General features: G+C 55.1%; 22 protein-coding genes and 1 tRNA gene. 8 read left to right on the top strand and 15 right to left on the bottom strand.

Going from position 1 to position 22,998, the window contains the following annotated elements; genetic code table 11:
- Positions 1-11 precede the first annotated feature (11 nt).
- Positions 12-722 carry a TetR/AcrR family transcriptional regulator gene (locus tag VNX88_17520; GenBank protein ID HWY70470.1) on the bottom strand — a complete coding sequence of 237 codons (711 nt, stop codon included), beginning with the start codon at positions 720-722 and terminating at the stop codon, positions 12-14.
- A 33-nt stretch (positions 723-755) separates the two neighbouring features.
- Positions 756-1,775, bottom strand: a complete 1,020-nt coding sequence (locus VNX88_17515; GenBank protein ID HWY70469.1) for an alcohol dehydrogenase catalytic domain-containing protein — start codon at positions 1,773-1,775, stop codon at positions 756-758.
- Between the two features lie 182 nt (positions 1,776-1,957).
- On the opposite strand from VNX88_17515, the gene VNX88_17510 reads away from it, so the two are divergent.
- The 4 genes from VNX88_17510 to VNX88_17495 are packed head-to-tail and all read left to right on the top strand — an operon-like array spanning position 1,958 to position 5,548.
- A complete protein-coding gene (locus VNX88_17510; GenBank protein ID HWY70468.1) occupies positions 1,958-3,103 on the top strand; it encodes a phosphotransferase family protein in 1,146 nt (381 codons plus the stop codon).
- Positions 3,100-3,822, top strand: a complete 723-nt coding sequence (locus VNX88_17505) for a histidine phosphatase family protein (GenBank protein HWY70467.1) — start codon at positions 3,100-3,102, stop codon at positions 3,820-3,822. Before VNX88_17510 ends, VNX88_17505 begins: the two co-directional genes overlap by 4 nt.
- A 9-nt stretch (positions 3,823-3,831) precedes the next feature.
- Positions 3,832-5,031 (top strand): acyl-CoA dehydrogenase family protein, encoded by a 1,200-nt coding sequence (locus tag VNX88_17500; protein ID HWY70466.1) that lies wholly within the window; start codon positions 3,832-3,834, stop codon positions 5,029-5,031.
- 46 nt (positions 5,032-5,077) lie between these two features.
- Positions 5,078-5,548 carry a MaoC family dehydratase gene (locus VNX88_17495; protein HWY70465.1) on the top strand — a complete coding sequence of 157 codons (471 nt, stop codon included), beginning with the start codon at positions 5,078-5,080 and terminating at the stop codon, positions 5,546-5,548.
- Positions 5,549-5,783: 235 nt separating this feature from the next.
- Here the strand turns inward: VNX88_17495 and VNX88_17490 are convergent.
- The 7 genes from VNX88_17490 to gcvT all read right to left on the bottom strand — a co-directional run bounded on the left by VNX88_17490 (position 5,784) and on the right by gcvT (position 11,145).
- A tRNA-Arg gene (locus VNX88_17490) sits at positions 5,784-5,860 on the bottom strand.
- A 109-nt stretch (positions 5,861-5,969) separates the two neighbouring features.
- Positions 5,970-6,299 carry a DMT family protein gene (locus VNX88_17485; GenBank protein ID HWY70464.1) on the bottom strand — a complete coding sequence of 110 codons (330 nt, stop codon included), beginning with the start codon at positions 6,297-6,299 and terminating at the stop codon, positions 5,970-5,972.
- A 101-nt stretch (positions 6,300-6,400) separates the two neighbouring features.
- A complete protein-coding gene (locus VNX88_17480) occupies positions 6,401-6,673 on the bottom strand; it encodes a hypothetical protein (GenBank protein ID HWY70463.1) in 273 nt (90 codons plus the stop codon).
- 67 nt (positions 6,674-6,740) lie between these two features.
- Complete coding sequence (gene gcvPB / locus VNX88_17475) at positions 6,741-8,273, bottom strand: aminomethyl-transferring glycine dehydrogenase subunit GcvPB (protein ID HWY70462.1); 1,533 nt, start codon at positions 8,271-8,273, stop codon at positions 6,741-6,743.
- On the bottom strand, positions 8,273-9,601 hold the full coding sequence (gene gcvPA, locus VNX88_17470; protein HWY70461.1) for an aminomethyl-transferring glycine dehydrogenase subunit GcvPA: 1,329 nt from the start codon (positions 9,599-9,601) through the stop codon (positions 8,273-8,275). The genes gcvPB and gcvPA overlap by 1 nt, the downstream gene beginning before the upstream one ends.
- A complete protein-coding gene (gcvH, locus tag VNX88_17465) occupies positions 9,602-9,991 on the bottom strand; it encodes a glycine cleavage system protein GcvH (GenBank protein ID HWY70460.1) in 390 nt (129 codons plus the stop codon).
- Between the two features lie 14 nt (positions 9,992-10,005).
- Positions 10,006-11,145, bottom strand: a complete 1,140-nt coding sequence (gene gcvT, locus VNX88_17460) for a glycine cleavage system aminomethyltransferase GcvT (GenBank protein ID HWY70459.1) — start codon at positions 11,143-11,145, stop codon at positions 10,006-10,008.
- A 231-nt stretch (positions 11,146-11,376) separates the two neighbouring features.
- Here gcvT and VNX88_17455 point away from each other — a divergent pair, with 231 nt between their 5' ends.
- From VNX88_17455 to VNX88_17445, 3 genes are all read left to right on the top strand, one after another.
- A complete protein-coding gene (locus VNX88_17455; protein ID HWY70458.1) occupies positions 11,377-12,558 on the top strand; it encodes an acyl-CoA dehydrogenase family protein in 1,182 nt (393 codons plus the stop codon).
- 551 nt (positions 12,559-13,109) lie between these two features.
- Positions 13,110-15,719, top strand: a complete 2,610-nt coding sequence (locus VNX88_17450; GenBank protein ID HWY70457.1) for a M1 family metallopeptidase — start codon at positions 13,110-13,112, stop codon at positions 15,717-15,719.
- A 469-nt stretch (positions 15,720-16,188) separates the two neighbouring features.
- On the top strand, positions 16,189-18,591 hold the full coding sequence (locus VNX88_17445; GenBank protein HWY70456.1) for an MASE1 domain-containing protein: 2,403 nt from the start codon (positions 16,189-16,191) through the stop codon (positions 18,589-18,591).
- A gap of 97 nt (positions 18,592-18,688) precedes the next feature.
- Here VNX88_17445 and VNX88_17440 read toward each other — a convergent pair whose 3' ends face one another.
- The 6 genes from VNX88_17440 to VNX88_17415 all read right to left on the bottom strand — a co-directional run bounded on the left by VNX88_17440 (position 18,689) and on the right by VNX88_17415 (position 21,976).
- The gene (locus VNX88_17440) at positions 18,689-19,720 is read right to left on the bottom strand and encodes a response regulator (GenBank protein ID HWY70455.1); all 1,032 of its coding nucleotides are present in this window, start codon (positions 19,718-19,720) and stop codon (positions 18,689-18,691) included.
- A gap of 416 nt (positions 19,721-20,136) precedes the next feature.
- Entirely contained in the window at positions 20,137-20,406 is a 270-nt protein-coding gene (locus tag VNX88_17435; GenBank protein HWY70454.1) for a hypothetical protein, read from the bottom strand.
- Between the two features lie 123 nt (positions 20,407-20,529).
- Positions 20,530-20,796, bottom strand: a complete 267-nt coding sequence (locus tag VNX88_17430; GenBank protein ID HWY70453.1) for a hypothetical protein — start codon at positions 20,794-20,796, stop codon at positions 20,530-20,532.
- Between the two features lie 472 nt (positions 20,797-21,268).
- Positions 21,269-21,460: a hypothetical protein gene (locus VNX88_17425; GenBank protein HWY70452.1), complete on the bottom strand. Its 192-nt coding sequence runs from the start codon at positions 21,458-21,460 to the stop codon at positions 21,269-21,271.
- A 42-nt stretch (positions 21,461-21,502) separates the two neighbouring features.
- Positions 21,503-21,760, bottom strand: a complete 258-nt coding sequence (locus tag VNX88_17420; GenBank protein HWY70451.1) for a hypothetical protein — start codon at positions 21,758-21,760, stop codon at positions 21,503-21,505.
- A gap of 18 nt (positions 21,761-21,778) precedes the next feature.
- Positions 21,779-21,976, bottom strand: a complete 198-nt coding sequence (locus tag VNX88_17415) for a hypothetical protein (GenBank protein HWY70450.1) — start codon at positions 21,974-21,976, stop codon at positions 21,779-21,781.
- Positions 21,977-22,565: 589 nt separating this feature from the next.
- Here VNX88_17415 and VNX88_17410 point away from each other — a divergent pair.
- On the top strand, positions 22,566-22,814 hold the full coding sequence (locus VNX88_17410; GenBank protein ID HWY70449.1) for a hypothetical protein: 249 nt from the start codon (positions 22,566-22,568) through the stop codon (positions 22,812-22,814).
- The last annotated feature ends 184 nt before the right edge of the window (positions 22,815-22,998 follow it).

The raw sequence follows: 22,998 nt of genomic DNA, 5'->3' as shown, positions 1-22,998 counted from the left end.
CCTACCTCCACTCACCGCGAATACGCGCGTGGTCTTTCTTTGTGTCTTGCCGGGCCTACTTGACGGTTTGAATGATTGGTCGAGCTGTTCCGCCGGAGCCCATTCGAAGCGCTCCAGATACCATGCGAAAACAGATCAACGAATGCGTCGATCGCCTGCTCATCGGACACGCCCAGATGGCGATTGCCCTGAAATAATTTCTCGATAAGGAAGTATTCGAATATGTACATATAGATCGAAGCAAATACGAAAGCCGGATCCTTTCCGCACCAGCCTTTTTGCCTCTTAGCTTCATTCAAAAGCGGGCCGATGCGACGTCGAATCTTCTCAATCAGACCCTGAAATACTTGGGCGAAGTGTTGATTTTTGAATTCGATCACGTCGATGTACATGAGCAACCAGTAGTCTGCGTTGTCATAAACAATCGATCGGATTTCCGATGCTAGCTTCTTTATGTCCCGTTTTGAAAATGGCATCTGAATGTTGTTGAACATGTGGTCTCGCAATGGTTTCATCCGCAACTCGTAGTTGCGAACCAGGCTTACGAATAGCGCCTCTTTCGTGGCGTAATACGTATAAATTGCGCCTGTGGAAACATCCGCTTTCTCGGCAATTTCCCGAATGTTGGTTCCGTGAAAGCCCTGCTTTGTGAAGAGGGCGAGGGCCGCCGCTTCGATCCGCCGCTGGTTCTCTTCCATCCTGCCTTGCCTGATTTTCGGCATGTTCCCGGTCTCGATGCACCTTCGAAATTACAGTTAGTTGAGACTGAACACTAATCGACCTGATACCTTGCCAGCTCGCAAGTCCTGCAGCGCCTCGTTTGCCTGATCGAGTTCCCGAGTTGAAACGAGGCAACGAATCCGGCCCGACTCGGCTAGGGCGAGTACCTGATTCACATCCTCACGGGTGCCCACTGCCGATGCGCGAATGCAGACCTCTCGCGATGCCATCATGATCGGGGGAAAACAGATGTTTTCTGCGGGCAATCCCACGACCAGCAGCGTTCCGGCCGGCCTCAAGGATTGAAAGGCCGCGTCATATGCAGCCCTTGCCGCCGAAGTTACCAGCGCCACATGTACGCCGCCCTGCTTACGCAGTTGCTTCCCCGCATCGGTCGTCGTTGCGTTGATCGCGGATGTGGCACCCAATAACTTTGCTAGTTCGAGCTTTTGCTCGGAGACATCAATGGCCGTTACATCCGCTCCCAATTCGCGACCGATTTGAACTGCCATGTGTCCCAGTCCGCCGACACCAAAAACTGCCAGCCGTTGTCGTGGCAGCATATCCGCTTGCTTCAGCGCCCGATAGACAGTCACCCCCGCGCAGAAGAGCGGAGCCGCTTCACTTGAGGAAAGCTTCTCGGGAATTCGGAGCACATGACTTGCAGGGGCGCGCAAGAGTTCGGCGAAGCCTCCGTCTACGCTGACACCGGTAATCATCTGGCGGGCGCAAAGGTTCTCATTGCCTTCGCTACATGGCTCACACTGACCACACGTCCAGTAAATCCAGGGCACGCCAACCCGGTCACCGGTTTCTACTCCGGTGACAGATGTGCCTTTATCGACGACGCGACCAACTACTTCGTGTCCAAGAATCAGCGGCTTCTTGACGATCGGCGCGAATTGCGGCCAATCGCCGTCTGCGATATGAAGATCGGAGTGGCACACTCCGCACGCTTCCACTCGAAGTAGAACTTCACCATCGGCGGGCTTCGGATCCGAAGTTCGCTCAATAGCGAGCGGCTGCTTGAATTCGTGCAATATCGCAGCCTTCATGGCAGGTACAAATACCCCTTCCTACGTTGGAAGATCGCCATCGTCGTGGATGGCGGTGGGCCAGCGCTGTGTCCAAACTGAACAAACGTTCATTCAATGAACAAGCGTTCAGTGTTTTAGTACCGGCAATGGCGGCTTGTCAAGACATCTTTGGAAGAGGCTGCTTCACATCTGGGATAAGAGTGCCCGTCCGCAAAACGAATAGGCGCCCACCTCTGGACATCAAATCCGTAGTTCGCTATGGTTACCTGCCGATGATCCCTTCCGCCACGACGTACTCAGATGTCGCAGCGATCCGCAAAGGGGAAGAACTCGATGTGGCCACCCTTGCCGAGTATCTGCGCGGCAAAGTAGAAGGCGTGGATTCCAGGCTTGAAGTTCAGCAGTTTCCTTCTGGCCATTCCAACCTGACTTATCTGCTTGCAACAGGAGGGCGGGAATACGTGTTGCGGCGTGCTCCGCTCGGCCCGGTTGCGCCGAAAGCCCACGACATGGCGCGCGAGTACCAAGTGCTCTACGCGCTGCATCCATATTTTCCCGAGGCGCCGAACGTCTTCCATTTGTGCGAAGATCCTGCTGTCATCGGGGCGGTCTTTTACCTCATGGAGCGCCGGCGCGGGATCATCCTGCGCGATCGCGTTCCACAGGAGATCGAACGTCTACCAGATTACAGCCGCTTGATCAGTGAAGCTTTCATCGACTGCCTGGTCCGACTACATGCGGTCGATCTTCACTCGTCCCGACTTCTTGCGCTTGGTAAGCCAGAGGGATTTCTCGAACGGCAAGTACGCGGATGGACGGACCGGTGGCAGCGTTCAAAAACTGAAGATCTCCCCGAAATGGGAATTGTAATTGGGTGGTTGTGTGACACGATGCCGGCGTCTGCACCAGCCACACTCGTGCACAATGACTACAAGCTCGACAACGTAATGCTCTCTGCTGAGTCCCCGGATGGGATCGCGGCCGTGCTGGATTGGGAGATGGCTACGATTGGCGACCCGCTCGTGGATGTGGGCTTAAGCTTGTGCTACTGGTATTGGGCGGCAGCCCCGGAACTCGGAAGCCACGGCGTGCAGGCGCTAACCGCAAATCCGGGATGGTACAGCCGTGAGGAATTCATCGCGCGCTATGCCGAGCACACTGGACGCGATCTGACACGCATTGTCTACTATGAGATTCTTGGGATCTTCAAGTTGGCAGTCATCCTGCAGCAAATCTACTACCGGTTCCATCGCGGACAAACTTCCGACGCGCGCTTTCGCGATTTCGACAGCAGGGTGAAGGGACTGGTTCGATTGGCAGCATCGCTGGTGGAGCGAAACCGTTGAGCAACATCTACCTCGTTCGTCATGGCCAAGCCGGTACTCGTGACGCATACGATCATCTCTCAGATCTAGGAAGACGCCAGGCGAAGTTGTTAGGCGAATATCTTGCGGGGCAGCGGCTTGTATTTTCCGCTGCGTATACCGGATTCATGAGGAGACAGCAAGAGACAGCCTTTGAAGTCCAGGCCGTTTATCAACAAATGGAAGTGGAGTTTCCCGAAGTAGTAAATAGGCGGGAATGGGATGAGTTCAATCTCGACCAGATTTATCGCGAGATCGCTCCGCGCATGTCTGCCGACGATCTTGGCTTTCGCCAGCAGTACGAAGCCATGCAACGACAGGTCAGGTTGAGCAACGGAGAGCAAGCGGCGGTTCATCGGCGCTGGCTGCCATGCGATTCCCAAATTTTGAATGCATGGATTTCCCGCAAGTATCCATACCAGGGTGAGAGCTGGGACGCTTTTCGAAAACGTGTTGGATCTGGATTAGAGGAGCAAAACGGCACTCATAAAACCAATGTGATTGTGTTCACCTCCGCACTGCCAGTCGCTATCTGGACCGGTTTGGCTTTGGATATCTCTGATCACCGGATCATGAGGCTCGCGGGGGTCCTGCAAAACTCTTCTTACAGTGTTCTTCGACTCAAAGCTAACGATCTGCGCTTGCTCACCTTCAACGCAGCACCGCATTTGATCGACGAGAGCCTGCGCACCTACCGATGAGAGTGAACGATGCTCTTTGACCTGTCGGACAAAGCAAAGCTGTTACAGCAGAAGCTCAATGCCTTCATGGAAGAAAACATTTATCCAAACGAAGCCCACTTTAATCAGGAGGTAGAGGGGGATCGGTGGAAGCCTGTCTCGTTCATCGAGGACCTGAAACTAAGAGCCCGTTCTGAAGGTCTGTGGAACCTTTTTCTGCCGGATGAAGACGGCGCCGGCCTCAGCAATCTGGACTACGCTCCCCTCTGCGAAGTTATGGGTCGCAGCATGATTGCCCCCGAGGTCTTCAACTGCTCGGCTCCGGATACGGGAAATATGGAAGTCATCTCCCGTTACGGCACGTCGGAACAGAAAGAACGGTGGTTGAATCCACTGCTAGAAGGCCGAATTCGCTCCTGCTTTGCCATGACAGAACCCGATGTAGCATCCTCGGATGCCACCAACATTCAATCAAGCATCCGCCGCGAGGGGATGGATTATGTAATTAACGGACAAAAATGGTGGGCCTCTGGAGCTGGAGATCCACGCTGCAAAGTCGCAATTTTCATGGGCAAGACTGATCCCGGAGCGCCCAAGCATAAGCAGCAATCGATGATTCTGGTTCCAATGGATACGCCGGGAGTCAAGGTGGAACGGCTGCTCACCGTCTTTGGATACGATCACGCGCCGCACGGCCATGCTGAAATCAGTTTCACGAATGTCCGCGTTCCGGTATCGAACTTATTGCTGGATGAAGGACGAGGGTTTGAGATCGCACAGGGCAGACTCGGTCCCGGCCGGATACACCATTGCATGCGTTGCATCGGGGTTGCCGAGCGAGCCTTGGAGTTGATGTGCAAGCGAACACAGAATCGTGTGGCGTTTGGCAAAACGTTAGCGGAACAAGGGACTATCCGCGCCGGTATCGCTTGTTCCCGTATGGAGATCGACCAGGCTCGTCTGCTCACCATGAAGGCAGCGCACATGATGGATACCGTCGGTAACAAAGCCGCACAAACGGAAATCGCGATGATCAAAATAGTAGCTCCCAATGTGGCACTGCGTGTTTTGGACCGCGCCATTCAAGCGCATGGGGGACTCGGGGTCTCGCAGGACACGTTCTTAGCTGCAGCGTGGGCCAACGTGCGAGCGCTGCGTCTGGCTGACGGGCCTGATGAGGTGCACGCGGAATCGATTGCGAAATGGGAATTGAAGAAATGGCAAGGCTGAGAAACCTGAGCCTCATCTGCTAATCGATGAGACAGAAGAGATGACGATGGATCAATTGCATGCGTTAGTGCTGGAATCGGTCGATGAGTTTCAAACGATGGTGGGCCAGCAGATTGCAAAATCTGACTGGGTCGCGGTAACTCACGATCGTATCCAGGCGTTCGCGGAGGTAACCGGTGACCGGCAATGGATCCATCTCGATTCCGAACGAGGGCAGCGAGAATCTCCGTATGGATCGACAATCGCGCACGGATTTCTAACGCTGTCGCTGCTCAGCCAGATGTTCAGGAGTGCTATCCAAATTCGCGGCGCCGGGATAATGATCAACTACGGTCTGAATCGGGTTCGTTTTCCTGCTCCGGTCCCGACTGGTTCACGCGTTCGCGCAACATTCTCCGTCCAAGCTTTCAAGACAGTGATGAACGGATCCGAGGTGACGTTCTCGGTCGCAGTCGAACGTGAAAACCAGTCAAAGCCTTGCTGCGTAGCAGAGTGGATCCTCCGCTACTATTCCTGAGCATTTGTCGTTGCTGGCAAACGCGATTAGCAGAGTGAGGGCGGTTGTGCGGCGATGTCGTATTCCGCCCACCCGCCCGCGAATTTCAAGGGCTTCGAGATACGGGCAAACACCGCTTCACGGATTTTTGTGGCACGTTTTGGGGCACAGGTCCAAGAAAGAAACAGGCGCAATGGTCCGCCAAAACATGTTTGATGCCGGATCCGACGTAAGCGTTGAGTCCAAAGAGGTTAGATGGCGCGCCCGGAGAGATTCGAACTCCCGACCTATTGCTCCGGAGGCAATCGCTCTATCCAGCTGAGCTACGGGCGCGCTTCGCGGTAGGTATCAATAGCTTACACCAGCAATGTCTTAAAACATCTGCCTGAGCAGGTCAGCCGCAGCCTGTGCTTTTGCTTACGGGCATGAGTCGGGACTGTTTTCACCATCGCTTAAACACAAAGAAGACGGCTAACACCATACACACAAACCCAGCAACATAGTTCCACTTCAGTTGCTCTTTGAGGTACAGCGCAGAGAACACAGCAAACACGATGAGCGTAATCACTTCCTGAATGATCTTCAGTTGAGCGGTTGTGAATTCGTAAGAACCGATCCGGTTGGCTGGCACTTGAAAGCAATACTCGAAGAATGCGATGCCCCAGCTTGCGAGGATCGCTTCCCATAACGGAGCTTGCCGATGTTTGAGATGGCCATACCAGGCAAAGGTCATGAAGACATTCGAAATCGTCAACAGGAGGATTGTGCTCATGAATTGAATTTAAATCGGATGACTTTTAATTACTCGGGGAAGGCGTTGGAAGTCTGGTCCATTTAGGCACGGGGAAGTCTCAGTGTACGAAACAAATCGGTTCAACCGATCTTCGGGGTGTCGCGTTGCTTGCGCAGATCCTCCATGACAGAAGAGACCAATTCTTTGGCTCCGTTGATCGAAGAAAGAACAGTCTGAAGATCCATGGCAGGCTTGCTCGGATTGCGGTTACTGGTGCAGTAGACGCCGTGTTGGCCGACCAGGATCAGCGCATCGGTTAATAGATCCATGGTGACGGCAAGACGCCCGCGGGCCGCGCCCATCATGAACTCGTGCTTTTCGATTTCTTCCTTGTGATCGTCGAAGACGGACATAGATTCATTTCACCACGGAGACACGGAGTCACGGAGAAAACCTGAGGCGAAAGCTCAGGCTGGACAGCTATCGCGTCTCGACCAACTCGGGCTTCGGGGCTGGTGTAGCCTGTGCTTTCTGTTCAGGCTTCCAGCGCAGGATTGGTTTGCGGGCGGCGGTGGTTTCGTCCATGCGCGCGACGCGAGTGTTGTGCGGAGCACTGACCACCAGTTGCGGGTCATCCTGCACTTCTTGGGCGATCGACTTCATCGCGTCGATGAACAGGTCGAGTTCTTCCTTCGATTCGCTCTCGGTCGGCTCGATCATGAGCGCGCCGGGCACGATCAGGGGGAACGAAGTTGTGTACGGGTGAAAGCCATAGTCGATCAGCCGTTTGGCAATGTCTCCGGTCTTGACTCCGTTTTGCGTTTGTAGATGATCGCTGAAGACTACCTCGTGCATTGATCCGGTCTTGTACGGCAGCTCATAGATTCCCTCAAGCTTCTTGCGAATGTAATTTGCGTTCAAGACCGCATCTTCTGTGGTCTGGCGCAGACCATCGGGACCGTTCGCGAAGATGTAGGCAAGAGCGCGCACGAACATGCCGAAGTTGCCATAGAAAGCGCGGACGCGGCCAATCGACTGTGGTCGGTTGTACTCGAAGCCTAGTTTGCCGTCTGTACGCGTGGTTAGCACAGGCGTGGGCAGGAATCGTTCGAGAATCTTCTTGCAAGCAACGGGGCCAGATCCCGGGCCTCCGCCGCCGTGTGGGGTTGAGAACGTCTTGTGCAGGTTTAAATGCATCACGTCGACGCCGAAATCTCCCGGGCGGGTCTTCCCTACCAGGGCGTTCATGTTGGCGCCGTCCATGTAAAGGAGCGCGCCCTTGTCGTGAAGGACATCGGCAATGCGGTGAATCTCTTTTTCGAAGACGCCGATCGTGCTGGGATTGGTGAGCATCATGCCGGCGACGGTGTCATCGACAACCGAAGCCAGCAGGCTGGCATCGACCATGCCTTCGGCGTTCGATTTCAGGTTGATGATCTCGTATCCGCAGATGGCCGCCGTTGCAGGATTGGTGCCGTGTGCCGAATCGGGAATTATGATCTTCTTGCGCGGGTTCCCTCTTGACTCGTGATATGCGCGGATCAGCAGGATCCCGGTAAACTCGCCATGAGCTCCGGCAGCCGGCTGGAGGGTGATCGTGTCCATGCCGGTGATCTCGCACAAGCATTCCTGAAGCGTCTTGATAATACGCAGCGCGCCCTGAGAAATCTTCTCCGGCTGATAGGGGTGCGCGTTCCCTAGCCCTTCGAGCCTTGCGACGAACTCGTTGACCCGTGCGTTGTACTTCATCGTGCACGAGCCCAGCGGGTACATGCCTAGGTCAATCGCGTAATTCCACGTTGAGAGCCGGGTGAAATGGCGGATGATTTCAATCTCGCTGACCTCTGGCATCAGCCCAAGGTCTTCACGCGCCTGCTCTCCGAGGAGCTTCTCGGGGTTGACCTCAGGCACATCGAGCGGCGGCAGTTTATACGCCTTCTTACCGGGAGAGGATTTCTCGAAGATCAATCCTTCGTTCTGGTTCACGTGCTGAGAAACCTTGCGGGGCTTCATCACGCGTGCACCGCCTGAATTGCGGCGTCGATCTGCTCGCGCGTATTCATTTCAGTGCAGCACCAGAGTGAGGCGTTACCCAATTCGGGATAGAACTTCTTCAGCGACAGTCCTCCGACGATTTTCTTTTCCAGAAGACGATCGTTGATTGCGTGAGGATCTTCCTTGCTCTGCACAACGAACTCGTTGAATCGTTTGCCGCGCGGGAAGAGTACCTTGGCTCGCTTTCCGAATTCGCCGGCGGCATAGTGGGCTTTGGCCAAGTTCTGCTTGGCGAGGTCTTTGAGGCCCTCGCGTCCATAGACATTCATGTAGATCGTGGACATCAGCGCAACCAGCGCCTGGTTCGTGCAGATGTTCGACGTCGCCTTCTCGCGACGAATATGCTGCTCGCGTGTGGAAAGCGTAAGTACATAACCTCGGTTTCCGTTCTTGTCCTTGGTTTCACCGACGAGACGGCCCGGCATTTGACGAACGTATTTTTCCTTCGCCCCGAGCACGCCGTCGTACGGCCCGCCGAATCCTAGTGGCACCCCGAAGGACTGCGCCTCCATCGATACGATGTCAGCTTCTGCCGGAGGCTTTACGATTCCGAGCGACAGGGCTTCCGCGATTGAGACCACGAGCAGTGCGCCCTTTCGGTGCGCGATCTCGGCGATTGCTGCTACGTCTTCGATTGAGCCAAAGAAGTTCGGGCTTTGAATCAAGACACATGCGGTGCGATCAGTGACTGACTTCTCGAGTTCGTCGAGCTTAGTCTCACCAGTATCTTCCTGGTAGCCGACGAACGTCATAGGCATGTCGCGATGATGGAGATAAGTGTGGATCACCTCGCGATATTCCGGATGCACCGTCCGCGCGATTACCGATTCGTGGCGGCCGGTGACGCGCATTGCCATCAGGATCGCTTCCGCCGCGCCAGTGCTGCCGTCATACATAGAGGCGTTGGCGATTTCCATTCCTGTGAGTTCGCAGATCATGGTCTGAAACTCGAAGATCGCCTGCAGCGTGCCTTGAGAAATCTCTGCCTGGTAGGGGGTATAAGAAGTGAGGAATTCGCCGCGCTGCACCAGAGCATCAATGATCACCGGCCGGTAGTGGTGGTAAGCGCCAGCACCCAAAAACGCCGCGTATCCGGCAGCGTTCTCCTGGCTGCGCTCGCGGAAGTAGTCGATGATCTCCGACTCCGCCATCTGCCGCGGAACCTTTAGATCGCGATCCAGACGGTATTCGGCGGGAATAGCCTTGAAGAAATCGTCAACGGAATGGACACCGATCTCGCGTAACATCACCTCGCGATCGGCAGGAGACTTGGGAAGATAACGCAACTATTGCCCGCCCTCTTCTTTCACGAATTTGTCGTAATCGTCCGCTGAAAGCAGCTTGTTCACCTCACCGGCGTCCTTGAGCTGAATGCGCAGCATCCAGGAGCCGTGCGCGTCGGAGTTGATCTTTTCCGGAGCAGTCGCCAGCGATTCGTTGATGGCAACAACTTTGCCCGTGGCCGGCGCATACAGGTCGGAGACTGCTTTGACAGATTCCACGCTGCCGAAAGTCTTGCCGGCTGTGAGTTCGTCTCCCACCTTGGGCAACTCGACAAAGACGATATCGCCGAGCGAATTCTGAGCGTAATCGGTAATGCCGATCGTGGCTTGATTGCCGTCCACCTTGATCCATTCGTGTTCTTTGGTGTAGCGGTAATCTGAGGGAAAAGCCATGCTGTCTTCCTTTGCTATTTCTCTTTCTTGGGACGTTTGTAGAAGGGCGTCGGAACCACTTGCGCCTTTACTTTTTGACTGCGAACTTCGACCAGAACTACGGTTCCGATCTGCGAGTACTGCGGAGGTACATAGGCGAGCGCAATATTCTTCTTGAGGAAGGGCGCCGGCGATCCGCTTGTGATTTCGCCGATCTGCTCGCCTGATTCGCTGAAGACCTTGTAGCAGTCGCGGCCAATTCCTCGCTCGATCATTTCGAGACCTACGAGAATGCGCTTGAGCCCGCCGGCCTTAGATTTCTCCAGAGCCTCGCGGCCGATGAAGTCGCCTTTCTCCATCTTGCAGTAGCGTCCCAGGTCAGCCTCCCAGACGTTAATCGTGTCGGAGATCTCGTGACCGTAAAGCGCCATCTTCGATTCAAGGCGAAGGGTATTGCGGGCACCAAGACCGCAGGGCAGGATTCCAAACTCTCTGCCTGCTCCAAGCACCTCATACCACACGCGCTCGCTGGTCGGCTCGTCAGAGGGGATATAGATCTCGAATCCGTCTTCGCCGGTATAACCGGTGCGGGCGATCATCGTATTCGGCAGTCCGCAGACCGTGCCGTACGTAAACCAATAGTTCTTAATCGGGGAAAGATCAACGTTCGTGAGCTTGCGCAGCACATCCACGGCCTTCGGGCCCTGAATCGCGAGTTGTGTGTAGTAGTCGCTCAGGTTGTCGGCATGGCAGCGGAACTGGCGCACGTTTTGGCCCACCCAGTTCACGTCCTTTTCTCGGGTTCCTGCGTTAATGACCAGCAAATAATCGTTCTCGCCAAGCTTGTGGACGATTACGTCGTCGACAAAGGTTCCCTCGGGATATAGCAGCGCGGAATAATGCGCCTGGCCAGACTGGAGTCTCGACGCATCGTTCATGCTGATGTGCTGAACTGCGGGCAGAGCTTGCGGTCCACGGATGAGGATATCGCCCATGTGGCTGACGTCGAAGACGCCAACCCCGGTGCGAACCGCCAGGTGCTCGGCAATCAGCCCGGAGTACTCTACGGGCATGTCCCAGCCGCCAAAATCGACCATCTTGGCGCCCGTCTTGCGATGGACGGCGTTCAAGGCAGTCTTGCGCAATCCGGCATTTACTTCGGCGGTAGGACTCAACGGTGTTCCTTATTTTGCAGTGCGGAAGGTGACGCCCAGAACGTGCTGGGTAACCTTTGAAATTAACACGCTGATAGGGGAGGGTCAACGAGGCCTCGCCTGTCATTCCGAGCCGAGCGAGTAATCTGTTCGCAGCCAAGGTTTCGGCGTCTGATACGATTTTGTGATTTCATGATTTGGTGATTCTGTGATTTTCCAATCGCGAAATCACCAAATCACAAAATCTCCCTTATGCCTCCGTTCAAATTCAAAGGCGTTGACTTCATCGAGTTCGACTCGCTGCTCTCCGACGACGAGCGCCTGGTGCGCGACAGCACGCGCAAGTTCATCGAAGAAAACCTGGTCCCCATCATCGAAGAATGCAACCGCGAAGGACGCTTTCCGCGTGAGTTGGTGAAACCGATGGGCGAAATGGGACTCTTCGGCGCCAGCCTCAAAGGATATGGATGCGCTGGCATGTCGAACGTCGAGTACGGCCTAGTGATGCAGGAATTGGAGCGCGGCGATAGCGGTGTGCGCTCATTCGTCAGTGTGCAATCTGCGCTCGTGATGTATCCGATCTACGCTTTCGGCAGCGAGGAGCAGAAGCAGCAATGGCTGCCGAAACTCGCAACCGGAGAAAAGCTTGGCTGCTTCGGGCTTACGGAACCGGACTTTGGCTCGAATCCCAGTGGCATGCGAACCCGTGCGGTCCGCCAGGGTAACGAATACGTTTTGAACGGCGAGAAGATGTGGATCACTTCTGGCTCGATCGCCGATGTTGCTGTGATCTGGGCAAAGAGCGAAGAGCATGGTGGCAAGATCAGTGGCTTCCTGGTGGAGACGAATCGGCCAGGCTTCTCAGCGCAAGATGTTCATGGCAAGTGGTCACTACGGGCATCTGTGACCTCAGGCTTGTCGCTGCAAGATGTTCGCGTGCCCACGTGCAATCTGCTGCCGAAGTCCGATGGGCTCAAGTCGCCGCTCATGTGTCTGAATCAGGCGCGCTACGGAATTGCGTGGGGCGCGATAGGCGCAGCCATGTCGTGCTATGACACCGCGCTTCAGTACTCGCTTCTGCGAAAACAATTCCGCGATCAGCCCATCGCCTCGCACCAGCTCGTCCAAGAAAAGCTCGCCTGGATGATCTCGGAGATCACGAAAGCGCAGCTCCTGGTGCTGCAAGTTGGCCGCTTGAAGGACGCAGAGAAAGTCCAGCATCAGCACATCTCAATGGCGAAACGGAACAATGTCTGGATGGCGCTCGAGAGTGCACGCATGGCTCGCGACATTCTCGGCGCAAATGGAATTGCTGATGACTATCCCATCATGCGCCACATGATGAACCTCGAATCTGTAAAAACCTACGAAGGCACTCACGACATTCACACGCTTATCATCGGAGCGAACGTCACGGGAATTGACGCGTTTTAAGGAACTCAAGACCATGCCTGATTCTTGCAAACATCTCCAACAAGCCCACGATGCAAAACCAAATTCGAAAGGGTGCGAAGAGTGTCTGAAAATGGGGGACATTTGGGTACACCTGCGGCTGTGCCTCTCCTGCGGACATGTCGGCTGCTGCGATTCGTCTAAAAACAAGCACGCCACGAAGCACTACCACTCGACGAAGCATCCTGTAATTCGCTCCTTTGAGCCTGGAGAAGCTTGGCGATATTGCTATGTGGATGAGTTGTTCGCTGGGTGAGTGAGTGGGGTTCGTGATGGTTCAGGGACGATTTCGGATTCACCCTGGTGGAGCGTTAGCTACGAACCCGATCAATGCACTTAAATGTTGAACACTCCTTGAGACTGTCATCCCTCGGGCCGCCGCGGGCATTTGAATCTGTCGTCGAAGCAAACGCGGCTCGGGGGATCTGCTGTTTATGGTGACGGTAACGAACAGCGGATCCCCCGCGCCGCAACAGCCGAATTGGTGAGCAAGTCCAGTTGGTCGCAGCGGCGCGACGGATGACAGTTTCAATATGGGATTCTACTTTCAAAATATGAAGCGCATTTGTTCGCTGTCCCTTTTTCTACTTACAACTTCGCTCTTCGCTCAACGCCTTCCGCAAACCATCATCCCAACCCACTACTCGCTCTACCTCGACCCGGTCATAACGCAAAAGATCTTCACCGGCGAAGAGACGATCGATGTACAGGTGAGCACGACGACGAAGGAAATCGTTCTCAACTCGCTCGATCTCGACATCACCGAAGCCGAGGTTAAATCCGCGGGATCAATGCAGAAGGCTGCGGTGACCTACGACAAGCCACAGGAGATGGTGCGACTTTCTCTGCCCGAATCTGTTCCGGCCGGTTCGGCCCAACTCCACCTGAAGTTTTCCGGCAAGCTGACCGAGGGCCTGCGTGGGTTGTATCTCAGCAAGGGAGCGCGTCGTCAATACGCGGTTACTCAGTTCGAAGGTACCTACGCTCGCATGATGTTTCCCTGCTTCGACGAGCCCGCCTTCAAAGCCACTTTTGATCTTTCGGTCATGGCCGACAAGGACGACACGGCAATCTCCAATGGCCGAATCGCGAAAGACGAGCCCGCGAGCGCCAATCGCCACAAAATCACCTTCTCCACTTCACCGAGGATGTCTACCTACCTGGTGGCCTTGGCCATCGGTGATTGGCAATGTTTGTCTCGGACCGTCGATGGTGTGCCGATTCGTGTTTGTGCGGAACCAGACAAGAAGCAACTCGGAGCTTTCGCGCTCGATGTAGCTGCGCATTCCCTCCAGTTCTATAACCAGTGGTACGGGATCAAGTACCCATTTGGGAAACTCGATATGGTCGCCATTCCCGACTACGAGTGGGGTGGCATGGAGAACACGGCGTCGATCTTCTATCGCGATACGGCGCTACTCCTGGGCGAGAACAACGCCTCCGTCTTCCGCAAGCGTGCGCAGGCCGTAACCATTGCTCATGAGATCGCACATCAATGGTTTGGCGATCTGGTTACGGCGGCGTGGTGGGATGACATCTGGCTCAATGAGGGATTTGCTACATGGATGTCACGAAAACCGATCGAGGCTTGGCATCCCGAATGGCATGTCCAGGATGATGCCGCAGAAGATGCCCAACAGATCATTGGCGTCGATTCGCTGGCCACTGCGCGCGCGATTCACGGCAATCCGAGCACGTCCTCCGAGATTAAGGAGATGTTCGACGGCATCACTTATGAGAAAGGTGGCGCCGTGCTGCGAATGCTGGAGTCCTACGTTGGGCCGGAGACGTTTCGCAAAGGCGTGAACGCCTACCTGGCGGCTCACGCGAATGGAAACGCTACCTCCGCCGACTTCTGGCAGGCCGAAGCTCAAGCCTCAGGCAAGCCGGTGGACAAGATCATGCCGACGTTTGTCTTCCAGCCCGGCGTTCCTTTGCTAAGCCTGTCGAACTCCTGCAGTGATGGCTCCGGCAAACTCGACCTGAAACAACAGCGCTTTTTCGTTTCCCCGGAGCGGCTGCAGACGGCGAGCAACGAGACATGGCAGATCCCGATTTGCACGAAGACCAGCAAGAACGCGGCTGGTGACTGCTCGCTGATGACGCAAGGCGAACAGACGGTCTCGTCGTCAAGCTGCGCCGACTGGGTGTTCGGGAATCGTGATGCGAAAGGCTACTATCGCGTGGCCTACGCACCGGAGGAGCTGAAGAAGGTCGCCGATGCCGCCGAGCGCCAACTGAACGTGCCCGAACGCATCGCGTTGGTTGAGGACGCGTGGGCTCTCACCCGTGCCGGTAGAACCTCAGTTGCAGACTTTCTTGATCTCGCGCAGCGGTTGCCTAGCGAACAGAATCGGCACGTAGTCGGATCTTTGGCGAGGCATTTGGAATACATTGGCGACTCGCTTGTGGCCGATGGCCTCGATCAACGCTATGACGCGACTCTGCGCGCACAGTTTGGCCCACTGGCGAAGGCACTTGGATGGGATGCTCGCGCGAGCGACACCGATGAACAGAAGGCTTTGCGGGCGAACTTGCTGGCAACGCTCGGCTCGGCGGGGGATCCCGATGCAGTTGCCGCTGCACGCAGGATTGTGGAGCAGTACATGCAGAATCCGACTTCGGTGGACGGAACCATCAGCGGAAGCGCCTTTACAGTTGCTGCCGAGAACGGCGACCCCACCTTCTATGATCAGCTAACGAACGCGCTCTTTAACGCCAAGAGCAGCGATGAATACAACCACTATCTGTACGCGCTCGCGGGGTTCAGAGCGCCTGAGTTAGTGGAACGTACGATTGCTCTCGTAGGTCAAGGAAGGGTAAGACAGCAGGATTATCCTCGGTTTTTTGGAGCTTTGCTTTCAAACCGGGCATCGCGGGAATCTGCCTGGAAGTATCTGAAAGAACACTGGGGAGATTTGGCAGAGAAAGTAACTTCGTTCGGCGGAGCAGGTGCAGTGTCCGCGCTGGGAAATAGCTGCTCAGCGGAGATGCGCGACGATGTGAAGCAGTTCTTCGCGAATCACCCTGCGCCAGGAGCACAGCGTGCTGTCCAGCAAAGCATCGAGAGGATTGATGGCTGCACCGACTTCCAGCGGCGGCAGGCCGGAAGCTTTCAGAATTGGCTGCGAAGCCAAAATTGATGCATGCATCGCTCGGACTGCGAAAAATGTCGCGATCCGGCAATATGCGGCCGATCACACTCTTAACATGGCGTTCACTTTCGGACGCCTGTCGCCGGGTCGAGCACAGTCCGACAAACCGCTGAGCCGCCATTTCCTATATTGGAACTACTCAGCCAGACTGTATTGAAATTAAGGAACTTAGGGAGCTCTGCAGCAAGTGATGCTTCTCTGCTCTGGCCCTGCACGGGGCTATTTTGAACAGCTTAGTGAGGCCAAGGGTGACCGGTCCTTTCTGATTTCTGTACTCCCAAGATTAGCGAACGATGCACATAGGTGTGATTGCACTTGTAAAATTTGTTCGGTTGCGAGTATAAGATTCAATCCTAGTAACTATCTATGGTGACCACCGACGGGCACTGATCCGTTGGGGCTTTCGATTCCTTGTTCGAAGGGGCAAACACGTTGAGCATGCTTTAGGAGTCGCCTCGTGGCTCAAGTCGTCGCGCATCGCGCATTCGTCCCGCTCAATCGCGGAGGATATCTCGCTCAGACCGCGCTTGTCTTCGTAGCATATTTTGTCGCGGGCAAACTCGGGCAGGCTACCGCCAACATTCGCAGTAGCAATCTCGGACCTGTATGGCCGGCATACGGGATCGCGTTGGCTGCGATCTTATTGCTAGGACATCGAGCCTGGGTCGGAGTCTTCGTTGGAGCTTTTGTAGTCGCGCTGTCGAGCCCCGTTTCTGCCGCGACTGCGCTGGGGCAAGCTGTGGGTGCGACGCTTGCCGCTCTCAGCGGAGCGTATCTTCTCCACCGCCTTGCGAGGTTTGATCGTTCGCTGTCGCGTTTGCGCGATGCGTTCTGGCTAATTGTTATAGGCGCCCTGGGCAGCGCCGCTGTGAGCGCGTCGATTGGAACGTTAGTTCTCTTTGCCAGCCACGAACGCCCGTACTCCGGAATCGGTTCAGCCTGGCTGGTCTATTGGTTGGGAGACGCGATGGGCGTTCTGCTCATGACCCCTCTGGTGTTGACCTTCCCTGCTCTTCTGCGAATCCGCAATCGGGACAAGTTCGCAGAGCTGGTCACGCTTCTAGTGCTACTTGCCGCAGTTTGCATGTTCGTCTTCGGCGATCCTCCGCTGATTACTGGCGAAGTGCACGTTCTAGCGCTCATGGTTCTTCCATTTGTCATGTGGGCGGCGATTCGTTTTGGCGCGAGCGGGGCGTCTTTGTCGATTCTCATGGTCGCCACCATTGCCACAGTACAAACTGCATTGGGCTCCGGGCCCTTCGTTATCAACGGCCCGTTCACAAACGCCGTCTTGTTGGACGTCTTCTTCGGCGTGCTTTCCATTACGGGACTTTCCCTGGCAGCTGTTTGCGCAGAGCGCGAGCAGGCTCACCGCGAACGGGAACGGATGGTACGTAAGCAACTTGCGATAGAGGCCTATCTGCAAAATCAGAAACTGCTGCAGGAGAGCGAGCAGCGATTGCGAGTGGCAACCCAGGCCGGCAAGATGTATGCCTATGAATGGGATGTCGCTACCGATGCGGTCGCTCGTGCTGGGGCAGTCGAAACGGTCCTGGTTCCCGAGGAAGCGTCGGGCGACACTCGCCGGCAATGGCTGGAGCGAGTCCACCCCGATGATCGAGACCGGCTCGACGCTTCCGTGAGCGAGAGGACCCCCGAGGACCCGGACTCTCAAGTCGCATATCGCATATTGCGTCCTGATGGATCCGTGATCTGGCTGGAGCGAACGGCACATGCCTTGTTTGACGAGCACGGAAAGATGACGCGAATGATCGGGATCATCGCGGATATCACAGAACGCAAGCTGGCGGAAGAGGCTCGGTTCCAGCACGCAGCTATTGTGGAATCATCTTCTGACGCTATCTTTTCGGAAAATTGCCAGGGGCTCATCACCAGCTGGAACGCAGGTGCGCAGCATATTTTTGAATATAGTGAGGCGGAAGCAGTCGGACAGCCGATAACGGTTCTTATTCCGCCAGACTTAGTTCTCGAGGAGGAGAAGGTTCTGGAGAGGTTAAGGGCGGGCGAGCGGATTGAGCACTATGAAACGGTTCGTCTCACCAAGTCCGGAAAAAGAGTCGATGTTTCTGTGACGGTTTCTTCCATTAAGGATTCAAGCGGCAAGATCGTCGGCTTTTCCAAGATCGACCGCGACATCACCGAGCGCCGCCTGGCCGAGCAGGCCATGGCGGACATGAGTCGCAAGCTGATCGCTGTTCAAGAGGAAGAACGTACACGAATTGCAAGAGATCTTCACGACGATATCAACCAGCGCCTGGCGCTGTTGGCAATTGAAACCGATACCTTAAAGGACAATCTGCCCACTTGCGCCAACGACATCGATCGACGCCTGACAGACATCCGGGAAGGCATTGTTGAGGTTTCGACGGAAGTGCAATCCCTATCGCATCAACTCCACTCTCCCCAGCTGGAGTACCTAGGCATTGTTGCGGCTATGAAGATCTTCTGCCGCGATTATTCGGCGCGGCAATCGCTGGAGATTGATTTCAGCAGTGACGAGATCCCGAAGGTTATATCGCCGGAAGTCTCTCTAGGTCTTTTCCGAATTATGCAGGAGGCGGTGAGCAACGCCGCAAAGCATAGCCGAGTCCGACACTTCCAGGTGAACCTGGGATACTCGGCCGATCAGCTTCATCTCACGGTTGCAGATCAAGGGAGCGGTTTCGATGCCCACACAGCAATCAATAAAGGTGGACTGGGACTGGTGAGCATGCGCGAACGGACTCGACTGATGAACGGCACCATTGCCATCGACTCCAAACTGATGGGTGGCACAACCATCAACGTTCATGTCCCCGTACAGGCTGAACAGTCCAGTACACGCGCCGTAGCCGGCTAGCCCGAGGATTGTGCGGCGGCTCAGGCCGGTTCGGTCTCAGCAGGATTCTTTGCTTCCCAAGACGTTTGGCTGATTTCGTGACAACCGACTGGATGACTCAGTTCCAGTTGTGAACCACTGAGTGTTCCGCACAGATACGCTGGAAGGTGTCATCTTCCATACCGTCCTGAACGTCCCTGAGCGAATAGCCACAGAGGATATCTACGTTGTATGTGGCAAGGAGCTGATTCGAAAGCTTCTCCACCTGAATTGCAGCCTCCGTGTCGCCTCGCGCCCAGAGCAAGTTGACACCTTCTCCGAAAATTGCGACACGGGCGTGTTCGTCCTTAGTAGCTTTCGCGGAGGTTGCAATGCGATCACGCCAGAGTTTTAAAAATCGATTCGGATCAAGGATGCCATTCACCATAAAGGTGGAAACGGCGTCGGTGACATTGAATGCGATATACCTGCCCTGTTCAATGGCAGCACCGAGATCCACACCATTTGCCTGCAATCTTGCAAGAATGCTGTCCAGATGTGACGAAGTGGCGCCAACAATTGCGGCGCTGCCGTTCCGGAGAGCGGTTCCGATGGACTGTGCAACATGGTCCACAAGATGCTGATCATCAGAATAAAAAACCACTTCATGTCTGCCCGGGACCTTTGCGTTCGGTAACGGCAATGGGATGACAACATTCTTGCGGTGAGCAGGACTTAGACCCTGATCGCTGGATTCAAGACTGTGCTGACCGAGGCCGGCGCTAATGAAGCGCTTGCCCTGAAGAACCGCTTCCACGGCGGGTAACAGGTCGCGGTTTGCGTCGGGTTTAAACACGTAGCCGTTCCCACCCGCGCGCAATGCTGCTTCGGCGATATCCCGCGAGCGTTGTTCACTCACAAAGAGAATCCAGGAATCCGGTGAGAGATCTCGGATTTGGCGAGCGGCCTCAATTCCATTCAGCGTGGGAAGTCCGATATCCAGCAGAATGAGGTCCGGCTTTAGTTCCTGCGCTAACCGAATCGCTTCTGCACCATCCGACGCTTCCCCAACAACCTGAAGTTCCGCCCGTTCGCGGAGCGCATTGCAGATAAAGCGACGCCAAGCCTCGTAATCATCAACCACGAGAACCCGTTTGGTTGGCTCTCTCAAGTAGCCTCCGCCCACAAAGAGTCAAGGCCGGTTTAGTAACGGGCGCGTGCTGGAGCTCGACTTAATAGGATCGTACGGATGAGTGGTCTTGCTCATTGCGCCAGGGCAGCGTCGTGCTTAGAAGCAATCGGCCAAAGTCTAGCACTTCGGGGAGGTCACGAACAGGTCACGTCGCTGAACCATTCTGACTTATATCAGAGCGCGCGAGCAGCTGAATGGTAGGCAATGCCGAAGTGCCGAAAGTCGACTGGCCGCGGCAGCAGGGCGGTCTGTGTGGCAACATGCTAATGGGATCTCTTCAAACCGGGCGGTTGGTATTTACGGCTGGTGGTTGAATGCGGACAGGACGCGCGCATTCCGTGTGCGAACTAGGCGACGGCTATATACCGTTGGCCTGAATCCTGAACACCCGGCATCTATTTCTGTCCGGCAACCTTTCGCTGGGTGTTATTGGCTGGCTGATCGGCAGGCTTAGGACTGTACGCAGCAAATTCGCTATCGGGAAATACAGCCGTCACTACAATGCAAGTTCGTCGTTCGAGTCCAGGTGTTTGACTGTCAAGGAAATCCGCCAACTGAATCCACCGGCGCTCGTCTCCGGTCATGTCTCTTCCAAACACCTGCCTGAAAGTTCCCTCGAATTGCTCAAAAGACATCTGCGGCTGTCCGTTTATTTTTATCAGCATGGTGGCTTGCCTTAATACAACGAGCAAACAAGATAACGCAAAGAGTCAGAATAGGAATATAAAAAAATGCACAATTTTTGACTGATATTTCTGACAGTAGGCAACCCGTTCCCGATTTGATTCTCACTCCGGATGATCTTCATTCGTCGCTTTGTACCAGGGCTCTTTCCTGCTTGGGAAAATCGAAGGCGACAACTTCATGAGCGTTGAGAGAACGCGCCGGGCGAGGTTCGCGGCAAAGTCGATTTCTTTGTCCAGCTCGCAATTGCTGTTTCTTGCATCGATTGTTGCTGACCATTTCGCGGTCCGGATAGCGACGATAAGCGCAGTGGCAATCAGCAGTGAGGGCCCCATCTTCGGCCAATCAGCAACGTCCTTGTAGCCGCCCACTTCCATCGCAACAGGCTAGGCGAATGCAAGGCGAAGGTCAAATGGGCGCACAGGCGCGTGTGGGGGAGACTGAGACTAGGTTTCTGTTGGCTAAGTTTTTCTGTTGCCCTCGGGCAACGACAGGCCGGAAGCCATGTGGCAATCTCTCGCATGGCAAAGTGGAAAATAATTGAAGCGGTAGGCGAACCAACGCAGGGTTGGTGTAGAGAGTGCGAAAACCTTTTCCTTCCACCAAACGAAGAAGGATTTCGGAAGCACTGCCGCGAAAGGCACCCGCGCAAAGAACCTTCCGAGGGCGAATAGATCGCTTACGCGAATAGATCCCTTACATAAGATGGCTGGCGTCTCACCGGCGCAACCTCGCGCTCCCTGGCCAGCAAATCCTCGTTGTGAAATCTATCAAGTGAAAAATCAGAAATTATTGACCGGCTCGACAAATTCGGCGCGCGGCTTCGAACTATTGATTCCTTCATTACTGCCGCTGTAGCTGTGCCTCTAGCTTGACGGCCTCCTCGTAGTGTTCCAGTGCCTGCTGCGCGACCCGTAGTTCAGCTTCCAGCAGATTTCGTTCCGTGCGCGTTATATGGTCTTGCATCATAGTTTGGCTAAGCTGCTGGACGCGCTTCTTCAACTCTGTAATGTGATGCTTCAGGGGCTTTTTCATTTCCGTTCTCTACGGCCAATTGTGGGAATGAACTTTTTGCCCCTACCGCGTATTTCCGCCATAGGGGTTGGCTTCTATCGAGTGCTTTATCAACCAACGAGCGACTTCCGTATTGAACCGAAAGTGAATGGCAAGGTCTGAATCATCCAGCGTTTGCCACGGGCCTTCGTTCGTCCGAAATTCACAGGCATTTCTGTTCAGGCGGTAGACGTTCGTCACGCCACCGTCAAAGAACAGTCGCAACGTAGGCAGATAATGCACGTCTTCAGTTGATGGCCAGAGGGCAAATTTAGAGTTCATGCTAGTCGGATCGACTGCCTAGCTCTTGGACAGATCGTCAAGGTGTTCCTGAAGGCGCTTCGTCTCTGCGAATAAATTCTCCGATTCCTGCTGGAGTTGCATCTTGAGGTGCCGGTCGCTTGCGTAACGGATCAGCCTCTTGAGCTTCTCAGCGCGGGTCAACTGAAGGCTGAGGTAAACCTCCAGCTCTGCAATTCTCAAGTCGGTGGTCATCATAATCTCTCCCTCTTGGTCGAATCCGCCTGGCGGGCGGAAACGGCGGAGATCAAGCGGCTAAGGGGTCGTCCCGGTCAGTAAGTTCAGGAAGCTCGTACAGAGTTATCTGGAAGCGGCTTCCATTCATTCCCAGGAACCGAGCGGAACGTATTAACTCGAAATAGACGGGCTCGGTACATTTTGAGCATCGTGGGAACGGTTGGCCAGTGAGGAGAGTGACTTCTTTCGGAAGACGATGCTGCGAGTGCCGGACCCGGTAAAAGCCGTTCTCTGGAACGGGCGAGCCCGTCTGAAAGTCGTTTGACGTTCCACACACTTTCTGCTTTCCGCTTTGCAAGTTGCATTCCTCAGCACTAAGGCAGTCATCTCGGCCAGACAGACCCCCAAAGCGGTAGTGAGATGTCACAATCAGTGACTCTGGTTGCCTGGGAGCCCTCAAGAAGTGTTTCCCTGGTGGCTTGGGGCTTGCTCAGCCTCATAGGCATCGATCGGTATCCTCTGCGTGCGTTCTCAGCAGAAAGGTCAAATGGGCGCGCAATGGCATAACTCAGCGCGGTTGGGCACCGCTGGGCTCAACTGACCTCATGCAGTGCCTGATTCCGGCCAGCCGCAGCCGAGCAGTTACCAGCTGGGCAACTACACTGCTCACGTGCTGCACCACACAAGCGTAGAGTCTTTCTGGTACTACATTATTGAACGCATGGGTTCCAACGCAGTCATTGATCTTGTCAAGTGCGCCAGCTACGAGCAGGCTATGGTGCTATCGCAGCAGGTGCTCGAAAGGCTGATGGGAGGCGAAGGTCAAGCCGCCTACAATCGTGGCTCATGGCGCAGCTAACGTTTCGTTGCCCTTACTGCGGAACAAACATCACATGGATGAGCGAGGATTCGGCCTTCATGGCCTGGCGCAGCTGCCAGAAATGCGAAGGCGAAATCCTCATCGTGGATCATGTCCCGATGAAGCCTGAAGACTGCAAGCGGAAGCGTTAGGAAAAGCCTGTCGATGATCTGGCTCTAATTCC

The organism is Terriglobales bacterium (assembly GCA_035567895.1).
Lineage (GTDB): Bacteria > Acidobacteriota > Terriglobia > Terriglobales > Acidobacteriaceae > Gp1-AA112.
The sequence above is the reverse complement of the archived record's forward strand: the minus strand, read 5'-3'. Positions and strand labels throughout refer to the sequence as shown.